Annotated in this window: 16 protein-coding genes and 1 pseudogene; 10 read left to right on the forward strand and 7 right to left on the reverse strand. The window is 59.3% G+C overall.

The genetic code is table 11. The features are described 5' to 3' along the window. The first annotated feature begins 128 nt into the window (after positions 1-128). The 3 genes from P6U23_RS12270 to P6U23_RS12280 all read left to right on the forward strand — a co-directional run bounded on the left by P6U23_RS12270 (position 129) and on the right by P6U23_RS12280 (position 3443). Positions 129-1352 (forward strand): ABC transporter substrate-binding protein, encoded by a 1224-nt coding sequence (locus tag P6U23_RS12270; protein WP_407180025.1) that lies wholly within the window; start codon positions 129-131, stop codon positions 1350-1352. 63 nt (positions 1353-1415) lie between these two features. Further along, a complete protein-coding gene (locus P6U23_RS12275) occupies positions 1416-2969 on the forward strand; it encodes a 4-hydroxyphenylacetate 3-hydroxylase family protein (RefSeq protein ID WP_407180026.1) in 1554 nt (517 codons plus the stop codon). 36 nt (positions 2970-3005) lie between these two features. Then, positions 3006-3443: an SRPBCC family protein gene (locus tag P6U23_RS12280; protein ID WP_407180027.1), complete on the forward strand. Its 438-nt coding sequence runs from the start codon at positions 3006-3008 to the stop codon at positions 3441-3443. A gap of 763 nt (positions 3444-4206) precedes the next feature. Here P6U23_RS12280 and P6U23_RS12285 read toward each other — a convergent pair. Both P6U23_RS12285 and P6U23_RS12290 read right to left on the reverse strand, forming a co-directional pair. Further along, positions 4207-5173: pseudogene (locus P6U23_RS12285) on the reverse strand (ABC transporter substrate-binding protein). A 137-nt stretch (positions 5174-5310) separates the two neighbouring features. Further along, on the reverse strand, positions 5311-5565 hold the full coding sequence (locus P6U23_RS12290) for a hypothetical protein (protein ID WP_407181794.1): 255 nt from the start codon (positions 5563-5565) through the stop codon (positions 5311-5313). Between P6U23_RS12290 and P6U23_RS12295 the strand changes: the two genes are divergently transcribed. Then, positions 5468-5728, forward strand: a complete 261-nt coding sequence (locus tag P6U23_RS12295) for a PfkB family carbohydrate kinase (protein ID WP_407181431.1) — start codon at positions 5468-5470, stop codon at positions 5726-5728. The genes P6U23_RS12290 and P6U23_RS12295 overlap by 98 nt on opposite strands. Here P6U23_RS12295 and P6U23_RS12300 read toward each other — a convergent pair. Next, the gene (locus P6U23_RS12300) at positions 5697-5933 is read right to left on the reverse strand and encodes a hypothetical protein (RefSeq protein WP_407181795.1); all 237 of its coding nucleotides are present in this window, start codon (positions 5931-5933) and stop codon (positions 5697-5699) included. The genes P6U23_RS12295 and P6U23_RS12300 overlap by 32 nt on opposite strands. A 167-nt stretch (positions 5934-6100) precedes the next feature. Here P6U23_RS12300 and P6U23_RS12305 point away from each other — a divergent pair, with 167 nt between their 5' ends. The 3 genes from P6U23_RS12305 (at position 6101) to P6U23_RS12315 (ending at position 9617) form a co-directional block, all read left to right on the forward strand. Then, positions 6101-6691, forward strand: coding sequence for a hypothetical protein (locus P6U23_RS12305; RefSeq protein ID WP_407180028.1), 591 nt, complete (start codon positions 6101-6103; stop codon positions 6689-6691). 1273 nt (positions 6692-7964) lie between these two features. Then, the gene (locus P6U23_RS12310; RefSeq protein WP_407180029.1) at positions 7965-8279 is read left to right on the forward strand and encodes a hypothetical protein; all 315 of its coding nucleotides are present in this window, start codon (positions 7965-7967) and stop codon (positions 8277-8279) included. Between the two features lie 1047 nt (positions 8280-9326). Further along, positions 9327-9617 carry a hypothetical protein gene (locus P6U23_RS12315; RefSeq protein ID WP_407180030.1) on the forward strand — a complete coding sequence of 97 codons (291 nt, stop codon included), beginning with the start codon at positions 9327-9329 and terminating at the stop codon, positions 9615-9617. A 458-nt stretch (positions 9618-10075) separates the two neighbouring features. Here P6U23_RS12315 and P6U23_RS12320 read toward each other — a convergent pair whose 3' ends face one another. From P6U23_RS12320 to P6U23_RS12330, 3 genes are all read right to left on the reverse strand, one after another. After that, the gene (locus P6U23_RS12320) at positions 10076-12577 is read right to left on the reverse strand and encodes an ATP-binding cassette domain-containing protein (RefSeq protein ID WP_407180031.1); all 2502 of its coding nucleotides are present in this window, start codon (positions 12575-12577) and stop codon (positions 10076-10078) included. After that, positions 12574-13443 carry a branched-chain amino acid ABC transporter permease gene (locus P6U23_RS12325; RefSeq protein WP_407180032.1) on the reverse strand — a complete coding sequence of 290 codons (870 nt, stop codon included), beginning with the start codon at positions 13441-13443 and terminating at the stop codon, positions 12574-12576. The genes P6U23_RS12320 and P6U23_RS12325 overlap by 4 nt, the downstream gene beginning before the upstream one ends. A 79-nt stretch (positions 13444-13522) precedes the next feature. Then, positions 13523-14776, reverse strand: coding sequence for an ABC transporter substrate-binding protein (locus P6U23_RS12330; protein ID WP_407180033.1), 1254 nt, complete (start codon positions 14774-14776; stop codon positions 13523-13525). A gap of 400 nt (positions 14777-15176) precedes the next feature. Between P6U23_RS12330 and P6U23_RS12335 the strand changes: the two genes are divergently transcribed. Then, positions 15177-16358: a glycosyl hydrolase gene (locus P6U23_RS12335; protein WP_407180034.1), complete on the forward strand. Its 1182-nt coding sequence runs from the start codon at positions 15177-15179 to the stop codon at positions 16356-16358. A 33-nt stretch (positions 16359-16391) separates the two neighbouring features. Here the strand turns inward: P6U23_RS12335 and P6U23_RS12340 are convergent, their stop codons facing one another. Further along, positions 16392-17486: a LacI family DNA-binding transcriptional regulator gene (locus tag P6U23_RS12340; RefSeq protein WP_407180035.1), complete on the reverse strand. Its 1095-nt coding sequence runs from the start codon at positions 17484-17486 to the stop codon at positions 16392-16394. A gap of 262 nt (positions 17487-17748) precedes the next feature. Between P6U23_RS12340 and P6U23_RS12345 the strand changes: the two genes are divergently transcribed. Further along, positions 17749-18942, forward strand: coding sequence for a CaiB/BaiF CoA transferase family protein (locus P6U23_RS12345; protein WP_407180036.1), 1194 nt, complete (start codon positions 17749-17751; stop codon positions 18940-18942). A 78-nt stretch (positions 18943-19020) separates the two neighbouring features. After that, positions 19021-19473 carry a MaoC family dehydratase gene (locus P6U23_RS12350; RefSeq protein WP_407180037.1) on the forward strand — a complete coding sequence of 151 codons (453 nt, stop codon included), beginning with the start codon at positions 19021-19023 and terminating at the stop codon, positions 19471-19473. Positions 19474-19894 lie beyond the last annotated feature (421 nt).

A 19894-nucleotide genomic window follows, 5' to 3' on the forward strand; every position in this document is an offset into this window, starting at 1 on the left:
TCTAGCACATCGGCGAGATTGACTCGCCGAAAAAATCAGTCTAGTTACGCATGTGACATAAGTCTAGTTATGCTAGCCTAGTCATAAAATCGAAGTCGACGGCGTACGAACCCAGGGGGAGGAATCTCATGAAGCTGAGAATTGGCTGCGTCCTGATCGCGTCGGCGGCGATCCTGATGGTCAACGGTGCCGGCGCGCAGACGGCGCGTATCTCGGACGACGTTGTCAAGATTGGCGTGCTGACGGACATGTCCGGGCAATTCTCGCACGAATCCGGAGAAGGCTCCGTGACGGCGATCAAGATGGCGGTCGAGGATTTCGGCGGCAAGGTTCTCGGGAAGCCGATCGAGGTCGTCGTCGCCGATCACCAGAACAAGCCCGACGTCGCCTCCGCGCTGGCGCGCAAATGGTTGGATGTGGACCACGTCGACATGATCGGCAACCTGATCAATTCGTCGATCGCGCTCACGGTTTCGGGACTCGCGAAGGAAAAGAACCGGATCGCCATCATCAACGGTTCCGGTTCGTCTCGTCTGACCGGGGACGCATGCACACCGAACAGCGTTCACTATGCCTACGACACCTACGCGCTCGCGCGCGGAACCGGCACGGCGTTGGCCAAGGCGGGCAAGAAGTCATGGTACTTCCTGACGGCAGACTACGCGTTCGGGCACGCGCTCGAAGCCGACACCGCGGCGGTGGTGAAGGCGCTGGGAGGCGAGGTCGTCGGATCGACTCGGTATCCGCCGGATTCGTTCGACCAATCGTCGTTCCTGCTGCAAGCGCAGTCGTCGAAGGCGCAGGTCGTGGGGCTGGCCGGCTCAGGCAACGTGCTGGTGAACTCGATCAAATCGGCGCAGGAATTCGGCATTCCGGCCGGCGGCCAGACTCTCGCTGGCCTCCTGGTCTGGATCACCGACGTGAAGAGTCTGGGACTCTCGGCCGCGCAGGGGCTCGTTCTCACCAACGCCTTCTACTGGGACCGCGACGAGGAGACGCGTGCATGGTCGAAACGCTACTTTGAGCGCACGAAGAAGATGCCGCACATGGGTGACGCTGGCGACTACTCGTCGACCATGCATTACCTGCAGGCGGTCCAGGCCGTCGGCACGGACGAAGCGCAGGCCGTCATGAGCAAGATGCGCGAGATGCCGATCAATGATTTCTTCGCCAAGGACGGGCGGATCCGCGAGGACGGGCGCATGGTGCACGACATGTACGTCTACGAAGTCAAAAAGCCGTCCGAGTCGAAAGGCGAGTGGGATTACTATAAGCTCCGCGAAGTGATCCCGGGCGACCAAGCGTTCCGTCCGCTCAAGGACAGCGCCTGCCCGCTTGTGAAGAAGGGTTGAGACAGGCCCGACAGGACGCCCGGATAGGTCACGGCGCGGGCCCGCTCCGATGGAGGCATTGTTATGGATCAGGAAGTCGTCGCCGCTGGTTCGATCGGGTCTCGCAATCCGATCCGATCCGGCGCCGAGTATGTCGAGAGCTTGAGAGGACGCAAACTCAAGGTGTATCTACTAGGTGAGCTGGTCGAAGAACCGGTCGATCATCCCATCATCAGGCCTTCGATCAACGCGGTCGCCAAAACTTACGATCTCGCCACAGAGGATCCTGAACTGGCTTCTGCGGTCTCGCCCCTCACCGGCAGTCGCGTGAACCGCTTTCTCCATATCTCGACGAGCCCTGGCGATCTCGTCATGCAGAACAAGATGCAGCGCCGTCTCGGGCAACTGACCGGCACCTGCTTCCAGCGCTGCGTCGGCATGGATGCGCTCAATTCGCTGCATTCCGTGACGTACGATCTGGATGAGAAACACGGGACCCATTACCACGCGCGGTTCAAGGAGTTCCTCGCTCGCATGCAGAGTGCAAACCTGGTGATCGGCGGCGCGATGACCGACGTCAAAGGCGACCGCAGCAGATCGCCATCGCAGCAGGTGGATCCGGATCTCTTCCTGCACGTCGTGCGCAGGACGCCCGATGGTGTCTACGTCAGTGGCGCGAAGGCGCACCAGACGGGCTGCCTCAATTCGCACTGGCTGATCGTGATGCCGACGATGAGGTTGGAGGCCGGCGACAAGGACTACGCCATCGTCGGTGCGATTCCCGTGGACGCCGAGGGCATCACCTACATCTACGGCCGGCAATCCTGCGACACCCGCAGCGCGGAGGAGGGCGACATCGACGCCGGCAACGCGCAGTTCTCCGGTCAGGAAGCGATGATCGTCTTCGAGGACGTCTTCATTCCCAACGAGCTCGTTTTCCTCGATGGAGAGTTCGAGTTTGCCTCCATGCTGGTCGAACGGTTCACCTGCTATCACCGCCGCAGCTACGTCTGCAAGACAGGCGTCGGCGATGTCTTGATCGGCGCCGCGGCGACCATCGCGGACTATAATGGGGTCGAGCGCGTCTCTCACATTCGTGACAAGCTCGTCGAGATGACCCATCTGAACGAGACGATCTACGGGACCGGCGTGGCCGCGAGCCACCAGGGGATCGCCATGAAGTCCGGAGCGTACCTACCGGACGAAATGCTCGCGAACGTCTGCAAGCACCACGTCACGCGCTTTCCCTACGAGATCGGTCGGCTGGCGCAGGACCTCGCCGGTGGCTTGATGGTCACCCTGCCGTCGCACCGCGAGCTGCGGCACGAAACGATCGGCCCTCTGATCGAGAAATATCTAAAGGGACGTCCCGAGGTTTCGACCGAGGACCGGATCCGGATTCTGCGGCTGGTCGAGAACATGACGCTCGGCAGGAACGCGGTGGGGTATCTGACCGAATCCATGCACGGGGCGGGATCTCCGCAAGCGCAGCGGATCCAGATCGCCCGCTCGATGCAGATCGAGTTCAAAAAAGAGCTCGCGAAGGCGCTGGCCGGCGTCGCTGCGGCCTCGCGCACGGAAATCTCGGACGACGTTTCCACGTACATGGCCCGCGTGTTTGCGCCTGTCCGCAATTGACGTCCGAGACTTGTTCTCGCGACATTGGAGAACCCCATGGCGATGACGATGAGCGGAGAGATTCAGCTTGCTGCGCCCAGGCAGGCGGTCTGGGAGAAGCTGAACGATCCGGCAGTCCTGAAGGCGTGCATCCCAGGATGCGAGGAGCTGGAAAGGGCCGACGATCAAGGGTTTGGTGCTGTCGCCAAGATGAAGGTCGGTCCCGTATCCGCGCGATTCTGGGGGAAGGTCACTCTTAGCGATCTCGATCCTCCAAACGGCTACAAGATTTCGGGGGAAGGCGAGGGCGGCGTCGCAGGTTTCGCGAAGGGCGGGGCCAAGGTCGATCTCATTGAACGTGAAGGCGGTACGCTCTTGAGCTACCACGTCGACGCGCAGATCGGGGGTAAGCTGGCGCAGTTGGGGCAACGACTTATCAACACGGCCAAGAAGTTGGCGGACGAGTTCTTCGCGAATTTCGCACGAGCTCTTTAGCCGCCTGGTCCCCACAACTAACACTCTCCCTTGATCCGGGCGGAACGGCTGTCACAGGCTGGCGATTAAACGTGGCTACGCCGGAGGGCCGCGATTACCCACGCTGCCAACCGAGGACTGGTCCGCTCGACCATGCGAGAAACGGGCTGCGAGTTCCGGATTTGAAGTTGCTCCCTAAACATTCACGACATGGTGCAAAAGGCCGCCTTCGGCAGGCCAGCAAAGCGCCACAACGTCAAATTACTCTGCTCGTCGAAAATTATGCTGCTCGTCGAAAAATTATGCTGCTCGTCGATAAGAGAACAACGGCTTTCGAAATGGTAGATTTAGCGGTGTAGCGGTCCCCGCTAGCAATCCTACGATTTTGCGCGCCAGACTAGGATGTTCTACGATCTCGTAGTTCGCGGATCGGCTTGGCGAGAAAACGGGCGGCCACAGGTGACTCTAAAATTCAGCGTCTCGCATTGAAGAGGCCGACCGAAGTAGTGAAATTGGAATAGTTAGGTCGGGATCGACAGACAATGAAGCACTGAAGCGCATCTGAGTGTACAGCAGGGCGGGGCTCCAAAGCTCCAGAGTCAAATCACCGCAGCAAGTCTCATACGAACGCGTACGAGTCCGTGCCGACCCGAACTTCTGTCAACGTCGCGGGCGCGACACCTGTCGGGCATGGTACCGGATTATAAACTGAGCCGAGAAAGCCCGAGCGCGCAGTACGACTGGTTCCATTGCTGGCACGCGTGCTTCTCAGTCTGTCAATTACTCACGCAATCGTCTTCAGGAACAGGCCCGGGTCGAAATATTTGCTCGCGGGCGTAAAGTCCTTGATGCCGGCATTGGCCATGAAGAAGTCAGTCGATTGCTGCAGCCAGTTGGTGACCGTGCCGTCGGAATACATCCGCTTCCAGTTCCGCGACGAGAACATCTTCTGCGCTTTGAACGACTTGTCGATATCGGCCATCGCCGTTCGGCTGTAATGGCCCTTCTGCAGCTTTTCCATGGCTTCGTTGCTGTTGGCGATGATGTAGTCATTAGCATCGGCCCAGCCGCGGATCAGCTTCACCAGCCTTGGCGGCCCAGCCGCCGATGATCGCGGCTTGCGGATAATAGGCGGAAGCATCGGCGAGCTTGACCGCGCCGGGCATCTTATCGCGAACGGTTACGTTGGAAGGCACCCAGAGCGCAATGGCAGGCACTGCGCCGGAGACGAATGCAGTCACCGCCGCCGGCATGGTCTGATTGACGAGTTCGATGTCCTTGGGATCGATCTTGTTGGCGCGCGGGGCGCGATCAAGGAACACATGCGCAGTGGTGCCGGTCGCGGTCGCGATGCGCTTGCCTTTCAGGTCCTCGAACGACTTGATGCCCTGGTCGCCGCGCACCCAGAGTTGCGCGGTCGCCACCTCGATGTCGTTGATCAAGAAGACCTTGCCCTGGCCGCGGGCCGGGAAGTTCGAGAGCACGGCGCCTGTCGCCAGCACGTCGAGGCTGCCGCCGATCAGTGCCTGGAAAATTTCGAGGCCGGTGTTGAACTGCCGCAGTTCGAGATCGAGGCCCTGCCTTTCAAAGGATCCGCGATCCATGCCAGTCCAGATCTGGCCGTCAACGGCAACGGTGTGGAGATATCCGACGCGAACCTTCGTTCTAGCCTGTGCGATGGCCGGAGCCGCCGCGGAGAAGCTTCCAAGTGCAAGCCCGGCCGTCGTGGTCAGAAATTGTCGCCGATCCATCGGTCACTCCTCCACTTTGCTGTTATTCCGAGAACGAGACGGGGCGCAGCTGCGGCTGCTCAGCGCGATACTCGTCCATCATAAGCTGCCTGATGTAGCCTCTCAGCTCGCCGAATTCGGGCCGCTCCTCGATCAATTCATCGCGCGGAAAAGCGAACGGTACGTCGATGATCTCCCTGATCCGTGCTGGGCGCCACGATGCGGGAGGCGAGATAGATCGCCTCCTCCACGGAGTGGGTGATCAGCATGACCGTCTTGCCTTCGGTCTGCCGCACCTTGAGCAGTAGGTTCTGCATGTTGGAACGGGTCCGGGCGTCGAGCGCACCGAAAGGCTCGTCCATCAGCAGGAACTGCGGCTTGACCGCGTATCCGGTCGATGTTGTCGATACCACGGGCGCCGGCGATGTCTTTCACGGCGCCTATGCCCTTGCGATCGGCGCCGGCCTTGATGTGCGCAACGCCATGGCATTTTCTGCAGCCACGGCCGCGATGAAATGCGCCACGCCGGCGGCCGCAACGGAATTCACAACATCAACGAGTGTCTTGCATTCATGAGGACGAGGCCATGAGAACGATTGGAAAGAACCGCGGGCTGGCACGCCGTGCTGACGCGGAAGGCCAGTTTCGCATGGTTGCGCTGGGTCAGCGGCCGCCACTGTTCGATGCCATTGCGAAGGCGAAGGGAATTACGCGAGATCAGGTCGAGTATTCCGACGTCACGGCCGCGAAGCGTCTTCTCATGGAGAATCTCGCGCCGCATTGCAGCTCGATGCTGTTCGACCCGAACTTTGCCGTGCCCGCCGCGATTGATCTGTTGCCGCCGCGCTGCCGCCTAATCATGACTCTGGAAGAGCATCGCGTCGAGGAGACCGCAGGCGGGCGCAAGTCGCGCGCGATCGCCAACTGGAATGTGGAGAAGATCCGGCCATGGGCGCCGACGCCGTCAAGGTGCTGGCGTGGTACCGGCCGGATGCGGACCCCGCCGTCAACGAGCATCAGAAGCGCTTTGTCCGGGAGATCGGCGAGGACTGGCCCGCCGCGACATTCCTTATGTCTTGGAATTGCTTGTCTATCCATTCCTCGGCAGCGCCAATCACACAGCCGACTACGTGGAGTCCCCGGGCAAGCTTCCCGGTCTGGTCATCGAAAGCGTGCGGGAGTTTTGCCGATCCGGAATACGGCATTGATCTCCTGAAGCTGGAAAGTCCGTTCGTGGCCGACAGCTTGCCGGCCCGTGACGCTAGTGCCGAAGCGAAAGCCGCTCAGAAGGAGTTTGACACGATCGGCGATATTTGCCTTGCACAAAGCGTTCCCTGGGTGCTGCTGTCGGGGGGCGCCGCGCCGGAGAAATTAGAATGCGTTCTCGACTACTCCTATGCCGCAGGCGCAAGCGGTTTCCTGGCGGGGCCGTACGATCCGGCTCGACGACGTCTTGAAGAATTTCCCGGATCGCGCGGCAGTGTCGGCCAGCCTGCGCAAGGATGGCCTCAGCTTGCTGGAAAGGCTCAATCAGACTGACCACGGCCAAGGGAACGCCTTGGAAGGCGCGATTTCCGGCGTTCACTGACATCAAACAGGAAGGAGATTTTGCGCGCATCTACTGAATGGTCGCGGCTAGGCGCGCGTTTTGGCTTCGGACGAAATTCGTGAGCCTGAGACGCACGGGCTGCGCCACATTATCCGGTCGAGGTCTGCAATCCCACCGCGTTTTCGTTTACCGGGTATTGCACCGCATTTGGTCGTACAAAAGCGCGGTGCGTCTGAAGCTCCAGCTGCGAGCACCATCAGGTTTTGGCGCAAAGCGGACGGACTGGAGGCGTATGGTGCCGCCTCCAGTCGAGGATCGGCAACGATTGATGGTTCGCAGGGAAGTCATCCGCTGCGACGCCAGCGGCCGAGAGATCTACGAAATAGGCTAGCTCGCGGGGCGCAGTTTAGACCCTATTGGCCAGCTTTGCGAGATCGACCGCAGTCATCCGAAGACCCGGCCCCTCGAGCGAGGTAACTAAGTAGCCCCGCTCTCTGTAGGAGCACGCTTCATCTACTGCCTGTTCCCTCGTTGAGAAAAAGCGTGACTGCTTTGCGTTCTGTTGCTTATCGACATAACGGAAGAACCAGCCATCGGCCATTTTTTTCTCCGGGGATAGTAGCCGGTGGCGAAAAGCCCGGCGGCGTCGGAACCGCCGGGGCGATCGCAAATATAACTCCGGCATCAAACCTAGCCAGCTTGGCGTTCGCATTGGATCTCGTCTGTTCGGCACCGACAGAACAGGCCCCTGAACGCCTCGGAATTCTTCAACACAAATTTCCGCTCGTTAACTTGCGTGATCACCGACCAAGAGCTGCATCGACTGACGGCGCTGGCCAGCTTTCGCGCAACGTTTCAATCGCAGCCCCAAATAGCTCACCACCGACCGCTCGCGCGCCGAACTGACCTCAGCAGGTAATCATTCCACCGATAAACGCGTGCGGCCAATCGGCCCCGTCGGCATGTCCCGAGAACCTGTGCCGTATAGGCGATCAAGTGCTGACGTCGGAGTTCTGTCCAGAAGATGACAATAGCTTCGCGGGACCGACTTGGGGATGTCAGTCTATACGCTCGCCTTGCTAAGCAAGCTTGGGAACATCGCGGGTTCGGCGGAACATCGCCGACGTAGCAGTTACGACCAGGAGTGCTGCTGTCGTGGTCATGCAGTCTGATGAGATAATCCGAACGCCTCTAACATAGGTTAGTTGCGGCCAGCAGACGTAAGTTCATGATGATGATTGGCAGGGCTGATTGGAGGCGAACGTGCTGAAGATCTTCCTTTCGTTATTGGCGTTGTCGGGAATCGCAAGCTCCTCTTACGTTTTCTATGCAGCGCGCTCGGGCCACGACGACAAACGTCATGAGGCTCGATATATCGAAGAGGGTTGGTCTCACGAGAACGGGAGACACGAGAGCTGGAAACACGAGAGCGGAAATCACGAGAATGGAAATGCCGAGAGCGGAAATCGCGGTGGCGTACATGGTGCGCCGGGGCCCGTTGCCGGGGCTGGCCTTCCAGTGATTGCGGTTGGCTATGGTGTCTACTGGCTCATGAGGCGGCGCCGCAAAACCGACTGAGAAGAGCTGGCGATTCGGAGGGCGCGGCTCTCTATCAAGCACGGCACTAGCCACCTTTGCCGTGAAGACATCTTCGCAGGCTTCGCCAATGCAATTGAATATCGCAATAGCTCTGTCTTGGAGCATTTTTGTCGCCGGATTTCTTCTTGGCTACAGTGTGAGGGCCCTTATTTCAGCCAAACACAGGACGCGAGCACTGCGTCGCAGTCGGCATAACTTCTTCGAGCATTGGCCGTCAGACGAGCTTCGCGTGGCCGTGCCCCCACGCGGTGAGGCGGATCGATCGCAACGGCCTTGATACACCGAAGCGCGACCAGATGATTGCGCTTTTATGGACATCCGCGAACGTCTGAGAAAGTCGTATCCCATACGTACGAACTATGATCCGATATTTTCATCCGGGACTTCTTGTGCGGCGTTGGTGCTGGCGCACGTTAACGGCGATGCAGCGTCCGGCCTTGCGCCAAACCGCGCGACCATCATCGGGGCGCCGCGCCCGACCAGCAGCGCCTGCGTTGCGGCCAGCCAATTCCGGCGCGTGATGTCTCGTGATTCGGAACGTTCGACGGGAGCCCTCCAGTATCACGTAGGATACACAGCTCCCACCATCAGGGCTGCGGGATCGGATCATCAAGGGCAGGGCCGATCCAGCCACTTACCGCGCGTCTCGTTCGTCAGTAAGAGCGGCTCCCGTTGTGTCTATGACTTGGGAGTGGAAAGACGGTGGAAGCATTGAAGTGATTTCCGAGCCTGAAGGACGGACACATAGGCAAGCGCGACGCTTCCGGCGAAGTCGCGGCAAGAAAGCGAATTGCAACACAGTTGGCGTCCGGCAACCATCAACTAATGAAGCACCGGCGGGAGCGAACTGCCGCTTCGAGCTATGATGAGCAAGCGCGGAATACCTCCGGCGGTAGCATGTTGCTGAATTTGCGTGACCACTTTACCACGTTAGCTCAAAAAACGTGCATTTTTAACGGTCTCTGCTGACATCGACGGCTCCAAGCGTTTACGACGAAACTCGGCGTAATTCCGGAGGAGCGTCCTATGTCCTTCTTTTGGAAAGCTTTTTGGAAAGCCCAGCCGTCTGATGATCGGCGTCAGCCAATTTCGCGTGCAGAACTGGAAGCGACGATCACCGAGGTGATTAGAAAAGCGGATCGAGCTTGTGAAGGCTTTAGAGGTGTTATCGTTCAGCCAAAGCCCGCGCCTCTCGATACCGAATGGGAGATCACGGGAATTCGGTTCGGTCGCTCCGACGTAGATATTGCCCGCAGGGCACTTGCGATAGTCGAAAGGCACATGCAACGCCAGTTTCGGCTTTCAAAGGCGGATTGAGCTCCGGCGGCTCTCACTCGATGGTCGCTACAGGAAGCACCGAGCGAGGCTTGTGCTCTGTGTGCGGGCTTCAGTCGGTAGAGCAAGGAGCGTTGATTTTCTCGATATAGATCCCACGGTACTGGACCGGCTGGACGCGTTGGCGTTGACCGGTTTACGTGCGGCGACCTTCTGGATCGGGAAGGGGCCGCTTCTCAACGAATTGATGCGGGTCTACCAGCTCTATCTGTGTTGGGCTGCTCTTTGCAGGAGCTGATCTGGGCAGTGAGACGGCGCATGCCGCCGTCAGGGTGACGGCGCTCGCCGCGTCCGTCGAGAGCTCGAATACCCGGCCACGGCGCAGCCGCGTTGCTCACATGCCCACCCGCACAGTAGCAGAAAAACGCCAGGTCTGGTTGCCATCCGACGCGCCGCCAAGGACAAAATACTTCATGGGGGTAGCCGAAGCGGTCAACACATTAGGCGACGCCGAGCAGCCGATTTTGTGTCTCGATGTCGTTTTGCAGCGCCGTACTGTCGCCCGCGTAGGAAATTTGGCCATTGACCATGATGTAAGCCCTATCGGCCAAATCGAGCACGAGATCCACCTTGTGCTCGACGAGCAGGATGCTCGTTCTGTGGCGAAGCTGTTCGATCGCTGCCAAGACCTCCGCGACAACTGAAGGCGCAAGACCCTCGAACGGCTCGTCAAGCAGTATCAGCTTCTGTGGAGCGCAGAGCGCGCGTCCGATTGCAAGCATCTGTCGTTCGCCGCCGCTGAGGTTCTCGCCGCGTGCATTCTCGCGCATGCGCAGCTTGGGAAACAGCGCATAGATTTCATCGAGTGACCAGCCTCCTTCACGCTCTGCAAGTGCAAGGTTCTCGGCAACTGTGAGATTCGGAAATATGCGGCGTCCCTCCGGCACGATGGCGATGCCGCGCCGATTGATCCGATCCGGCGACAGCGAGGTTATATCGCTGCCGGCGAACGTAATACTGCCCTTCGTTGGCCTGAGGAGGCCCATGATGGTCTGCAACGCGGTGGTTTTGCCGACGCCATTGCGCCCAAGCAGGGCGACTACTTCGCCTTCGCGCACCTCAAGGTCGATGCCGTGAAGAATACGACTGGAGTTGTAGCCGGCGTGGATGCCTTTAATCGTGAGCAGAGGGGGGCGCTTCCTTGCTGCAGTCTTGATTGCTGCCTGTTGAGAACGACGCGTGCCGTGGCGTCCGAGATAGGCCTCAAGCACCTTCGGATCGTCAGCGATTGCGAACGGCTCACCTTCCGCGATCACGTGGCCCTGGTGCAGGACAGTAATCCGGTCGGACAGCGAAAGAACCCGATCGATATCATGCTCGATCAGGAGCACGGTGTGGCTATGCGAAAGTTCTCGGATCAAGGTTCCGATCCGTTCGCGGTCGGCGTCGCCAAGCCCTGCTAAAGGCTCGTCCAGCAGTAGCAGCTCGGGGGCGGTAGCTAGCGCCACCGCGATTTCAAGCAGGCGCTGTTCCCCATGGGCAAGGTTTGAGCAAAGCTCGTGCGCACGCTCGGCAAGCCCTACCGTGGCCAGGAGCGTCCAAGCTTTATCGCAGACTCCAGCTAGCCGATAGGCATCTCGCCAGAGCGACATACGATAGGGGGAGCGCGCTTGCGCCGCGACTCGCACTGTCTCGAAAACAGTCAGATTGGTGAAGACGCTGACGATCTGAAAGGAACGCGCCAGCCCGGCATCGATGCGCTGATGCGCAGGCATTCTCGTGATGTCGCGACCGCGAAATCTTAGCCTTCCGCCATCGTTCGGCAGAAGCCCGGTCAGCATATTGAAGAAGGTCGTCTTGCCGGCGCCATTTGGACCGATGAGGCTGTGCAGTGTACGCGCCTTCACCTTAAGTTCTACGTTATCGGCAACGACGAGCGAGCCGAACCGCTTTGACAAGCCGCTAACTTCGAGGACGACACCGTCTCCAGCAGCGGAGGCTGTATCTTCAATGTCAAGCAAGCTTCTGAGCTGGCTCGGTCGCGGCGGTATTGCGTCTGCGGTCAAGGTCCAGCGCTGCCCTCCCACAAGGCGAAGCCAGAGTCCAGAGAGGCCCTCCGGCGAAAGCAGGATGAAGGCGATCAGGATCGCGCCGAAGAACAGCCACCAGTGCTCTGTGATGGAGCTCAATTGATCGCTGAGCAGGATGAAGATGACAGCTCCCCAAGTCGGTCCGAGGAAATGATGGATGCCGCCCAGAATGGTCATCATCACGGGGTCGCCGGCATGCTGCCAGTTGAGGTTGTCGGCATAGACACTCTGGATCAGAAAGGTGAGCAGGCTACCGGCAAGACCGATGACGGTCGCCGAGACGACAAATGCCACGAGCTTGGTACGCTTGGTATCGTATCCGAGACAGCGCACACGCTCCTCGTTGTCTCGCAGCGCCTGCAACACGCGTCCGAACGGCGAATGAGCGACCCGCCAGATCGCGTACATGCCAGCGAGCACAATCGCGACCACGAAAAAGTGGTAAGCTAGCGGCGACATCAGGCTGGCGCGTGAAATGCCCTGAAGACCATTTTCGCCTCCGGTAAGGTCAGTCCACTTGAACGCGATCTCATAGAACAACTGCGTGAAAGCCAAGGTGAGCAGCGAGAAATAGATACCGCGCCGTCGCAAGATTAGGAGCCCGATGATGAGGCCGAGTACGGCGGCCGTTACGGTGCCGAAGACGATCGACAGATACATGTTGTCGAACAGATGAAGCACCGCTAGGCCCGCCGCATAGCTCGCTGCGCCAAAAAAGGCCGAGGCACCGAACGAAACCATGCCGGTGTACCCGAGCAGCAGGTTAAATCCGACGCCGTAGAGCGCGTAGATGGCAATTTCCGTCGCAAGACTTGTGGTTGAGCCGATGCGCGGCAAAATGAATGGCAGAACTGCGAACACGATGCCGGCGACTAGAATAGGATGCAGAGTCAATCGTCGAGCCGGCTTCATTCAAATCGCTCCCAGCTCTCGCCCAACAGTCCGCGCGGCCGGATCAGAAGAACGACGATCATGAGCGCATACATCACGGCTGTCGATGCCGCGGGCCAAAATTGAATGGACAGCGCAACCGATATGCCGACCAGAAGACCACTGATCACAGCGCCGCCAAAACTGCCGAGTCCGCCGATCGTGACGACGACGAAGGCCGGCATGATAGCAGCTTCGGACATCGAGGGCACAACGCTCCAAAGTGGCGCGGCAAGCACGCCAGCGATGCCGGCAATTGCGGTCCCGAGACCGAATACCGCGGTGAAGACCCTCTTGAGGTTGATGCCCAGCATGCTCACCATCTCGGGATCGCGGCTGCCAGCGCGAATGATGCGGCCATAACGCGTGCCGTGGAGGAAGAGCCAAAGCGCAGCAAGGATAAGAATCGTCACGACAAGCACGAACAGTCGGTACTTTGTGACGAGTACCGGCCCCCAAATGATAAAGCCCGACAGAAAGGCTGGCGGATTGAACGGCCGTCCCGCGGCGCCCCAGATGGTCCGGATCAGTTCTTCGGTAAAGAGCGCAATGCCGAAGGTCATGAATAGCCCGAGCAGCGGCTCCTTGCCGTACAGGGGGCGCATGAGCGTCGTCTCGATGGCCATGCCGAGGATGCCCACCCCAAGTGGCGCAAGGACGATCGCCCATGGGCCGAGATTGTCGCGCAAGGAGAGCGCGAAATAGGCGCCGAGCGCGAAAAAGACGCCATGGGCGAAGTTCACGACGCCGAGCATGCCAAAGATGATGGAGAGCCCGATCGCGATCAGGACGTAAAGGAAGCCGAGCACGAGCCCATTGACGACCTGAGAGATAATTAGCTCGGTCATGTGCTATCCGCTTGCAGGACAGAAAGATCGGCGGGGCGGCCTTGCCGCCGCGCCGCGCCAAGTGATGAACGTCTCCCTGTCAGCTCCTAAAGACACAGCCGATCTCAGCCTGGCTGCCGTAGGCCGCGTCGAGCTGGGCTGGATCCTTGGGATATTCGCTATCGATATTAAAGTAATCGTACTTGTCGGTTATCTTGTCCCTGACAGTTGCGACCAGCAGCGGCTGCACGAGTTGATGGTCAAAATTGCGGAATCCGATCGGAGCATCCTTGTAGCCATCGAATTTATGCTCTTCCAGGAAGGCAACCAGCTTGGATGAGTCCGTCGACTTGGTCTCCTTGATCGCGGTGAGAATCGCCGTTGCACCGAACCAGTCCTGCCAGCCCTCGACTTCGGGCGGCGTCCCGAACTTCTTCTTATAGGCGTCGACGAACTCGGCGCTGCGCTTTGTAAGGTGGGGACCCGTGTAGTTCCACAATTTCGGATACGTTCCGAACGATGCGTCAGGTCCGGCTGCCCACAGATCGCTATCGTTTACAATCGGAGAAGACAGCCCCATCTGTCGCGTGAGACCGATCTCGTGCATCTGCTTCAGCAGGTTGGTCAGGTCGGTTCCACCCAGGCCGACATAAAGCACGTCGGGCTTGGCCTGGCGCACTTTCAGGATATAGGAGCTGAAGTCAGTGGTCCCGAGCGGTGCCTGATCATACCCGAGGACCGTTCCGCCATCCTTGACGAGGACGTCCTTCATTTGATTGTAGGCATCGATGCCCCAGGCATACGAGGCAACGATAAAATACCATTTTTTTCCCCGCTCTTTCAGCTGAGGGTAGACACTCTGGACCGTCACCTTGTTTGGAAGGTCGACCCGGAAGGTGTATTTGTTGCAATTCTTTCCAGTGATTTCCGTGGCGTTCGGACCGGTCGCCATCAAAAGCATCTTTGCCTGCTCGGCGACCGGCATGATGGCGAGAACGTCTCCGCTCGACACGCCGCCCTGGATGGCGGCGACCTTCTCTTCCTCGATCAGCTTGCGCATGTTTTGCTGGGTCGATTGCGGACTTGATTCATCGAGCCAGACGATCTCGATCGGTCTATCCAGCACGTGTCCGCCGAAATCGTCCACCGCGACCAGTGCGCCGTTATGCCCGGTTTCGCCCTGGATGGCGTATGGTCCCGATTTGGGCAGAAGCATGCCGATCTTGATTGCTTCAGCGGCCCGGGCCGTGACCACGAATGGTGCTGCGATCTGGCTTACGCCGATGGCAGCCCCTGCCAGAAGCGTCCGGCGGCTGATGCCTGATGGGCTGCTAGCATGTTTGCTGTCCTTCATGAGCTTCTCCCTTTGCGTCCTTTGAACCGCTTATGTCTGCGGTCTTGAGGCTCTTTACGGCGACAAGTGTGGATGAAGTCCGGGCTTTGAGCGGCCGATAGCTGCCGTGGATCGCGCATTGGCAGCCGCAAAACGCTTACGACATCGGGCTCCCCCAAAATTTGGCGGGTCAAGCCTAGCTTGAAATCGATTTCTACGAAAGACGTTCCGCTCGGTACATCGGTCAAAAGCCCAAATCGTACGAAAGGATGAGCCGCCACCTTGGCCACGTGCATCGCAACAGCGCTTGCGATACCCAAAAGGGTTTACACTGAAATCGTTTTCTGGAATAGCGGGTTCGTCGATTGGGTGGGCGTTGCGGTCGAAAGACTTTTCCGATGGGTACGAGCGAGGCAGTACCATGACGGACCGGCTCTTTTTGGATGCGCTCGACCTGTGCGCTCGAAAGCTCTTGGAGGACGAGCCGACGCTGGGGGTGTCCTTTCCTTACGTAACGCTCCCCTCAGGAGCCTGGGCCACGATGCCGGCATCGGTCTCGGCCGGGTATCGCGACGGCAGTTGGAGCCACGGTAACTGGTTTTGCGGCTTTTGGGTCGGCCTCTTGCTGATCGCCTATCTACGCACCGGTGACGAGAAATATCTACACTTGGCCGATCAGCGCCTTTTGTTGGTTGCTCCCCGCGCTGGCGACGGCAACACGCACGACGTTGGCTTCATCTTCTACCCGAGCGCTATCGCGGCGCACCATATTACGGGCGATAAGCGCTATGGTGATCTCGCGCTTCGCGCCGCCAACCAATTGCGACGCCGCCTGATCATGACCCCGAAAGGAAGCTACATTTCATCATGGGGGCCGCTGGAGGACGAGCGGGGACGCCGTTCCTCCGCCATCGATACCATGGCGAATCTGCCACTGCTCTACTGGGCGGCTGCCTACGACAGCGATGCGAGCTTTGTTCTTGCCGGCGAAGCCCACGCAACCATGACCCGCACTGCGTTCATTCGGTCTGACTATTCCACCTATCATGCAATCGAATTTGATGTCGCCACAGGGGAGCGGAGGCGTGGTTTCACATTCCAGGGTTCGGCTGACGAATCCTGTTGGCCGCGGGGACAGGCATGGGCCATCTATGGCTATGTTCGAACGGCCGAGGCCACTGGCAAACGCGAGTATCTCGAATTGGCGGAGATGCTGGCCGACTATTATTTGCGGCGAACAGGTCCAGATCTGGTTCCATTCTGGGACTTTGATGATCCTGCGATTCCCAACGCGCCGCGCGATTCCTCCGCCTCGGCAATCGTGGCGTCGGCGCTGCTCGATCTGGCGGCGCTGCATCCGGATGACCAAAGCTCCACAAAATGGCGCAGGCAGGCCTTCGACATATTGGCCGTGCTTTGCCGAGGCTATCTGGCGACCGAACCGCGGCATCGCGGGCTGTTGAGGGACGGCTGCTATTCGAAGCCGCACAACGAGGGAGTTGCGAGCGCAGTGATGTTTGGCGACTTCTTCTTTGCCGAGGCGCTCTGCGGGGCCGTGTTGCCGGGCAGATTGAGGGCCACTCCGCGGCGGCTCAGATCCTGACGTGATGTCACGCACGAGCGTGCCAACTAGGAGCTATTTCGGGCGAGCTTTTGTGCTCTTTCGCCGCGCACTCGCAGGCGTCGAACGGGGAGTCGCGGTCGATGCGCGCATGATGAGACGAAAAGGCAGTTGCACACTTTTCGGCATCGGCAGGCCCTCGATGGCATTAATCAGATAGTCCGCTGCACCGCGGCCAATTTCCGCAGCGGGAACACCAACCGTGGTGAGTGGCGGATCGACCTGCGCGGACAGCTCGACGTCATCGAAACCGGTGATCGAAAGCTGCTGAGGCACTATCAGTCCAATCTTTCGCGCCTCTGCCATCGCTCCGATCGCCAGCATATCGGTGGTACAGATGACTGCCGTCGTGTCAGGATGATCGTTCATGAGTTGGCGGAGCGCGCTGCGCCCCTGAGCCAGCGAATAATCGGTACGAATGATCTGGCTTGGCTGAAGCGAGATGCCGGCTTGCGCCAGCGTCTTCTGGATACCATCGAGACGAGCGCGTGACCGGTCGTTCGCCGGCGGGACGTTGGCGATGGCGCCAAACCGAAAATGGCCGAGATCGAGCAGATACTGCGTGAGTTCCCGCGTGGCGCGCTGATTATCGATTCCAATCGCGGGAATGCCGCCCTGCGCCTTCGATACATAGGTGGTGATCACGGGGACGCGGGCCTGTTCGATCAAGGCCCGAAGCTCGGGTGCGTGTGATGCGCCGACCAGAACGATGCCGTCGATGCCGCGCTCGATCAGGCTTTGCATCTCCTGCAGTTCTCGGCGTTGATCATATTGTGAATTGGCTATGAAAAGCGTGTAGCCGTTTTCGCTGAGCCGGTTCTGCAGGGCCTCGACGCCTTCGGCAAAAATGCTGAGCCCGAGCGTCGGAACAATTGCTCCGATCGTGCGCATGCGGCCTGACTTTAACGCCCGCGCGGCGCTGTCGCGCGTGTAGGACAGGGTCGCGATCGCACGGGCAACCTTTTCGCGCAATTCGGGCCGGACGATTTGCGGATGGTTCAGGACGCGAGATACCGTTGCCGGCGAGACCCCGGCTTGCCGAGCAACATCCTCGATTTTGACCCTGGCGCTGAGGCGCCCTCGGGGATCCTTCGCTGCTTTCTTGTCCATCTCAACGCGCTCGTATGGTTCCCCTGGTCATCTTGCGTGTGGAGCTCCTGTTCGGATGTCTCATCGATTGTTCCAAAACCCTAAGACATCAGACTGTCCGCTTGAAGTGTGGTGCTAGGTGAAGCGGTGGGTAAGTCTCGAATGTGCCTTTGCCATCGGTGGACAGCCGCTTGGCCGCTCCTCCGCTTGACTCCCCCGAGGGGACTTGCCTATTTTGAAAACGATTTCAGAAATTGCAGGCCGCACTGGAGCGCAAGATCCCATGGTCGATCTCCTCAAGGGCATCCGCGTGCTGAGCTTCAACCATTTCCTGATGGGACCGGTCGGTGTTCAGTTTTTGGCGGACCTGGGAGCCGACGTCATCGCCGTCGAGCCACCCGAGGGCGCGTTCCAGCGCAAATGGAGCGGTGCAGAAAAGCGCATTGATGGTCAAACGATGCTGCTGCTGGCCGGCAACCGTAACAAGCGCAGCTTGACGCTGGACCTGAAAAAACCTGAGGGGGTCGAGGTCGCAAGAAAACTCATCGCGACATCTGACGTCATAGCCGAGAACTTTCGGCCAGGGGTGCTTGATAAGCTGGGGCTCGGCTTCGAACACGCCAGGAAGATCAAGCCGGATATCATATACGCCGCGGCATCGGGCTATGGCGCGGACGGGCCTTACGTCAATCGGCCCGGCCAGGATCTCCTCATCCAGGCACTCTCCGGCCTAGCCATGATTACGGGGACGCGCGAGCACGGCCCACGCGCCGTTGGCGTCTCGGCCGTCGATCACCATGGTGCGGCCCTGCTTGCTGCGGGCATTCTGGCGGCGCTTGTCAAAAAGGAACGGACGGGACAGGGGTGCCGTGTCGATGTGAGTCTGCTGTCGGCAGCGATAGACCTGCAGATGGAATCGTTCACTTGCTATCTGAATGGCGAGCGGCCCGATGACGTGCGTCAGCCTGGCTCAATTGCAGGTTGGTATTACGGCGCGCCGTACGGTATCTACGCCACGAACGACGGGCATATCGCGATCTCGCTCGGCTCTCTTGACACGCTGAACGACACGCTCGGTATTCCCCGAAATCAACGAGTTCCCGCCGAGGAAGCTTATCGCCAGCGCGACAAGGCTGCGGCTGCGATCGCTGCGAACCTCGTACACCGAACGACCAGCGAATGCGTCGCCCTGCTGGAGGCGCACGGCATCTGGCATGCGACGATCAAAGATTATGCTGATGTCGTTACCGATCCGCAGGTTGTCCATAATAAGAGCTTTCAGACCATCCGCAGTGTAAGCGGTTCCCCGATCACGCTCGTCAGCCATCCGGTTCGATACGATGGCGGAGTTCCCGAGGTGCGCTTACCGCCGCAAGAGCTCGGCGCCCAATCCGAGGAGATCCTCGAAGAGTTGGGCTACAACGCCCAAGAACGGAAGTCGCTATACGCCAAGGGCGCGGTCGCTACCCCTGGATGATTATTCCCGCTTGAGAACGCGGGTCGAGGCTGACGCTCAGGTGCGACGACCGCCGCCACGCAAGTTAGAGGCAATCGAATGACTGCAATGCATGCGAAAGTTGGTGATTTCGTCAAATTCTCAAAGACTGTCGGGGAGTCCGACATCTACCTGTTTGCCGGGCTGACTGGCGATCTTTCACCCAACCATGTCGATGACGAATTCATGAGCCATTCAATCTATGGGAAGCGCATCGCCCATGGCGCGCTCATGATTGGATTCATGTCCACCGCGTCCACTCGGATGATCGAGGAAAGCCTGCGCAAGGGCATCGATTCAACGCCAGTTTCGCTTGGTTATGACGGCATTCGCTTTCTCAAGCCAGTCTACATCAACGATACCGTGACGGTGACCTATACGATCAGTGAAATCGACGCGCACCGCCGACGGACGCTTGCCGACGTCGAGGTGAAAAACCAGCGGGGCGAGTTGGTTGCCGTCGGCAAGCATCACCTGAAATGGACGGAGAACGTCAAGCAGCGAGCGGTCTGAGTTGATATGGACCCAAATGCAATCCGTGCGGCTCTCCTGAAAGCGGCATCAGGGCGGGAACAGGAATTTCGATCATATCGATACAATTTCGATTGATCGGGAACTTTGCTGCGCGGCCGTGGGAGACCGTGGCGGGGATGTTCGACGCCGCTGGTAACGTTGGTACGTAAGTTCTTCGCATCGACCGCGATCTGACGGTTTGGTCGATCCCCCGGGGCCCTCCGGAGCGAGTGCAAACGGACCAGATCCGTCGATTTTGCGAACGGCTCTGGAATCAAAAGGGGCCAAACCGGGCAGAAGGCTGGCCAAAACGCTTCGCCGTCACGGACGAGAGCGCCACTTCAGAAATATCTCACTGTACCGGCACACGCCCCGATCCCGCGCGCATCCCAAATAGCGCAGGAGCTCTTGATCTCGCCTC

The sequence above is a fragment of the Bradyrhizobium sp. STM 3562 genome (genome assembly GCF_045571435.1).
Lineage (GTDB): Bacteria > Pseudomonadota > Alphaproteobacteria > Rhizobiales > Xanthobacteraceae > Bradyrhizobium.

Bases quoted from the DNA above. Each gene is read 5' to 3' on its own strand.
- P6U23_RS12270 (WP_407180025.1), top strand. From the start codon at position 129: ATGAAGCTGAGAATTGGCTGCGTCCTGATCGCGTCGGCGGCGATCCTG.
- P6U23_RS12275 (WP_407180026.1), top strand. From the start codon at position 1,416: ATGGATCAGGAAGTCGTCGCCGCTGGTTCGATCGGGTCTCGCAATCCG.
- P6U23_RS12280 (WP_407180027.1), top strand. From the start codon at position 3,006: ATGGCGATGACGATGAGCGGAGAGATTCAGCTTGCTGCGCCCAGGCAG.
- P6U23_RS12295 (WP_407181431.1), top strand. From the start codon at position 5,468: ATGTTGGAACGGGTCCGGGCGTCGAGCGCACCGAAAGGCTCGTCCATC.
- P6U23_RS12300 (WP_407181795.1), bottom strand. From the start codon at position 5,933: ATGCGGCGCGAGATTCTCCATGAGAAGACGCTTCGCGGCCGTGACGTC.
- P6U23_RS12305 (WP_407180028.1), top strand. From the start codon at position 6,101: ATGGGCGCCGACGCCGTCAAGGTGCTGGCGTGGTACCGGCCGGATGCG.
- P6U23_RS12315 (WP_407180030.1), top strand. From the start codon at position 9,327: ATGTCCTTCTTTTGGAAAGCTTTTTGGAAAGCCCAGCCGTCTGATGAT.
- P6U23_RS12320 (WP_407180031.1), bottom strand. From the start codon at position 12,577: ATGAAGCCGGCTCGACGATTGACTCTGCATCCTATTCTAGTCGCCGGC.
- P6U23_RS12325 (WP_407180032.1), bottom strand. From the start codon at position 13,443: ATGACCGAGCTAATTATCTCTCAGGTCGTCAATGGGCTCGTGCTCGGC.
- P6U23_RS12330 (WP_407180033.1), bottom strand. From the start codon at position 14,776: ATGAAGGACAGCAAACATGCTAGCAGCCCATCAGGCATCAGCCGCCGG.
- P6U23_RS12335 (WP_407180034.1), top strand. From the start codon at position 15,177: ATGACGGACCGGCTCTTTTTGGATGCGCTCGACCTGTGCGCTCGAAAG.
- P6U23_RS12340 (WP_407180035.1), bottom strand. From the start codon at position 17,486: ATGGACAAGAAAGCAGCGAAGGATCCCCGAGGGCGCCTCAGCGCCAGG.
- P6U23_RS12345 (WP_407180036.1), top strand. From the start codon at position 17,749: ATGGTCGATCTCCTCAAGGGCATCCGCGTGCTGAGCTTCAACCATTTC.
- P6U23_RS12350 (WP_407180037.1), top strand. From the start codon at position 19,021: ATGACTGCAATGCATGCGAAAGTTGGTGATTTCGTCAAATTCTCAAAG.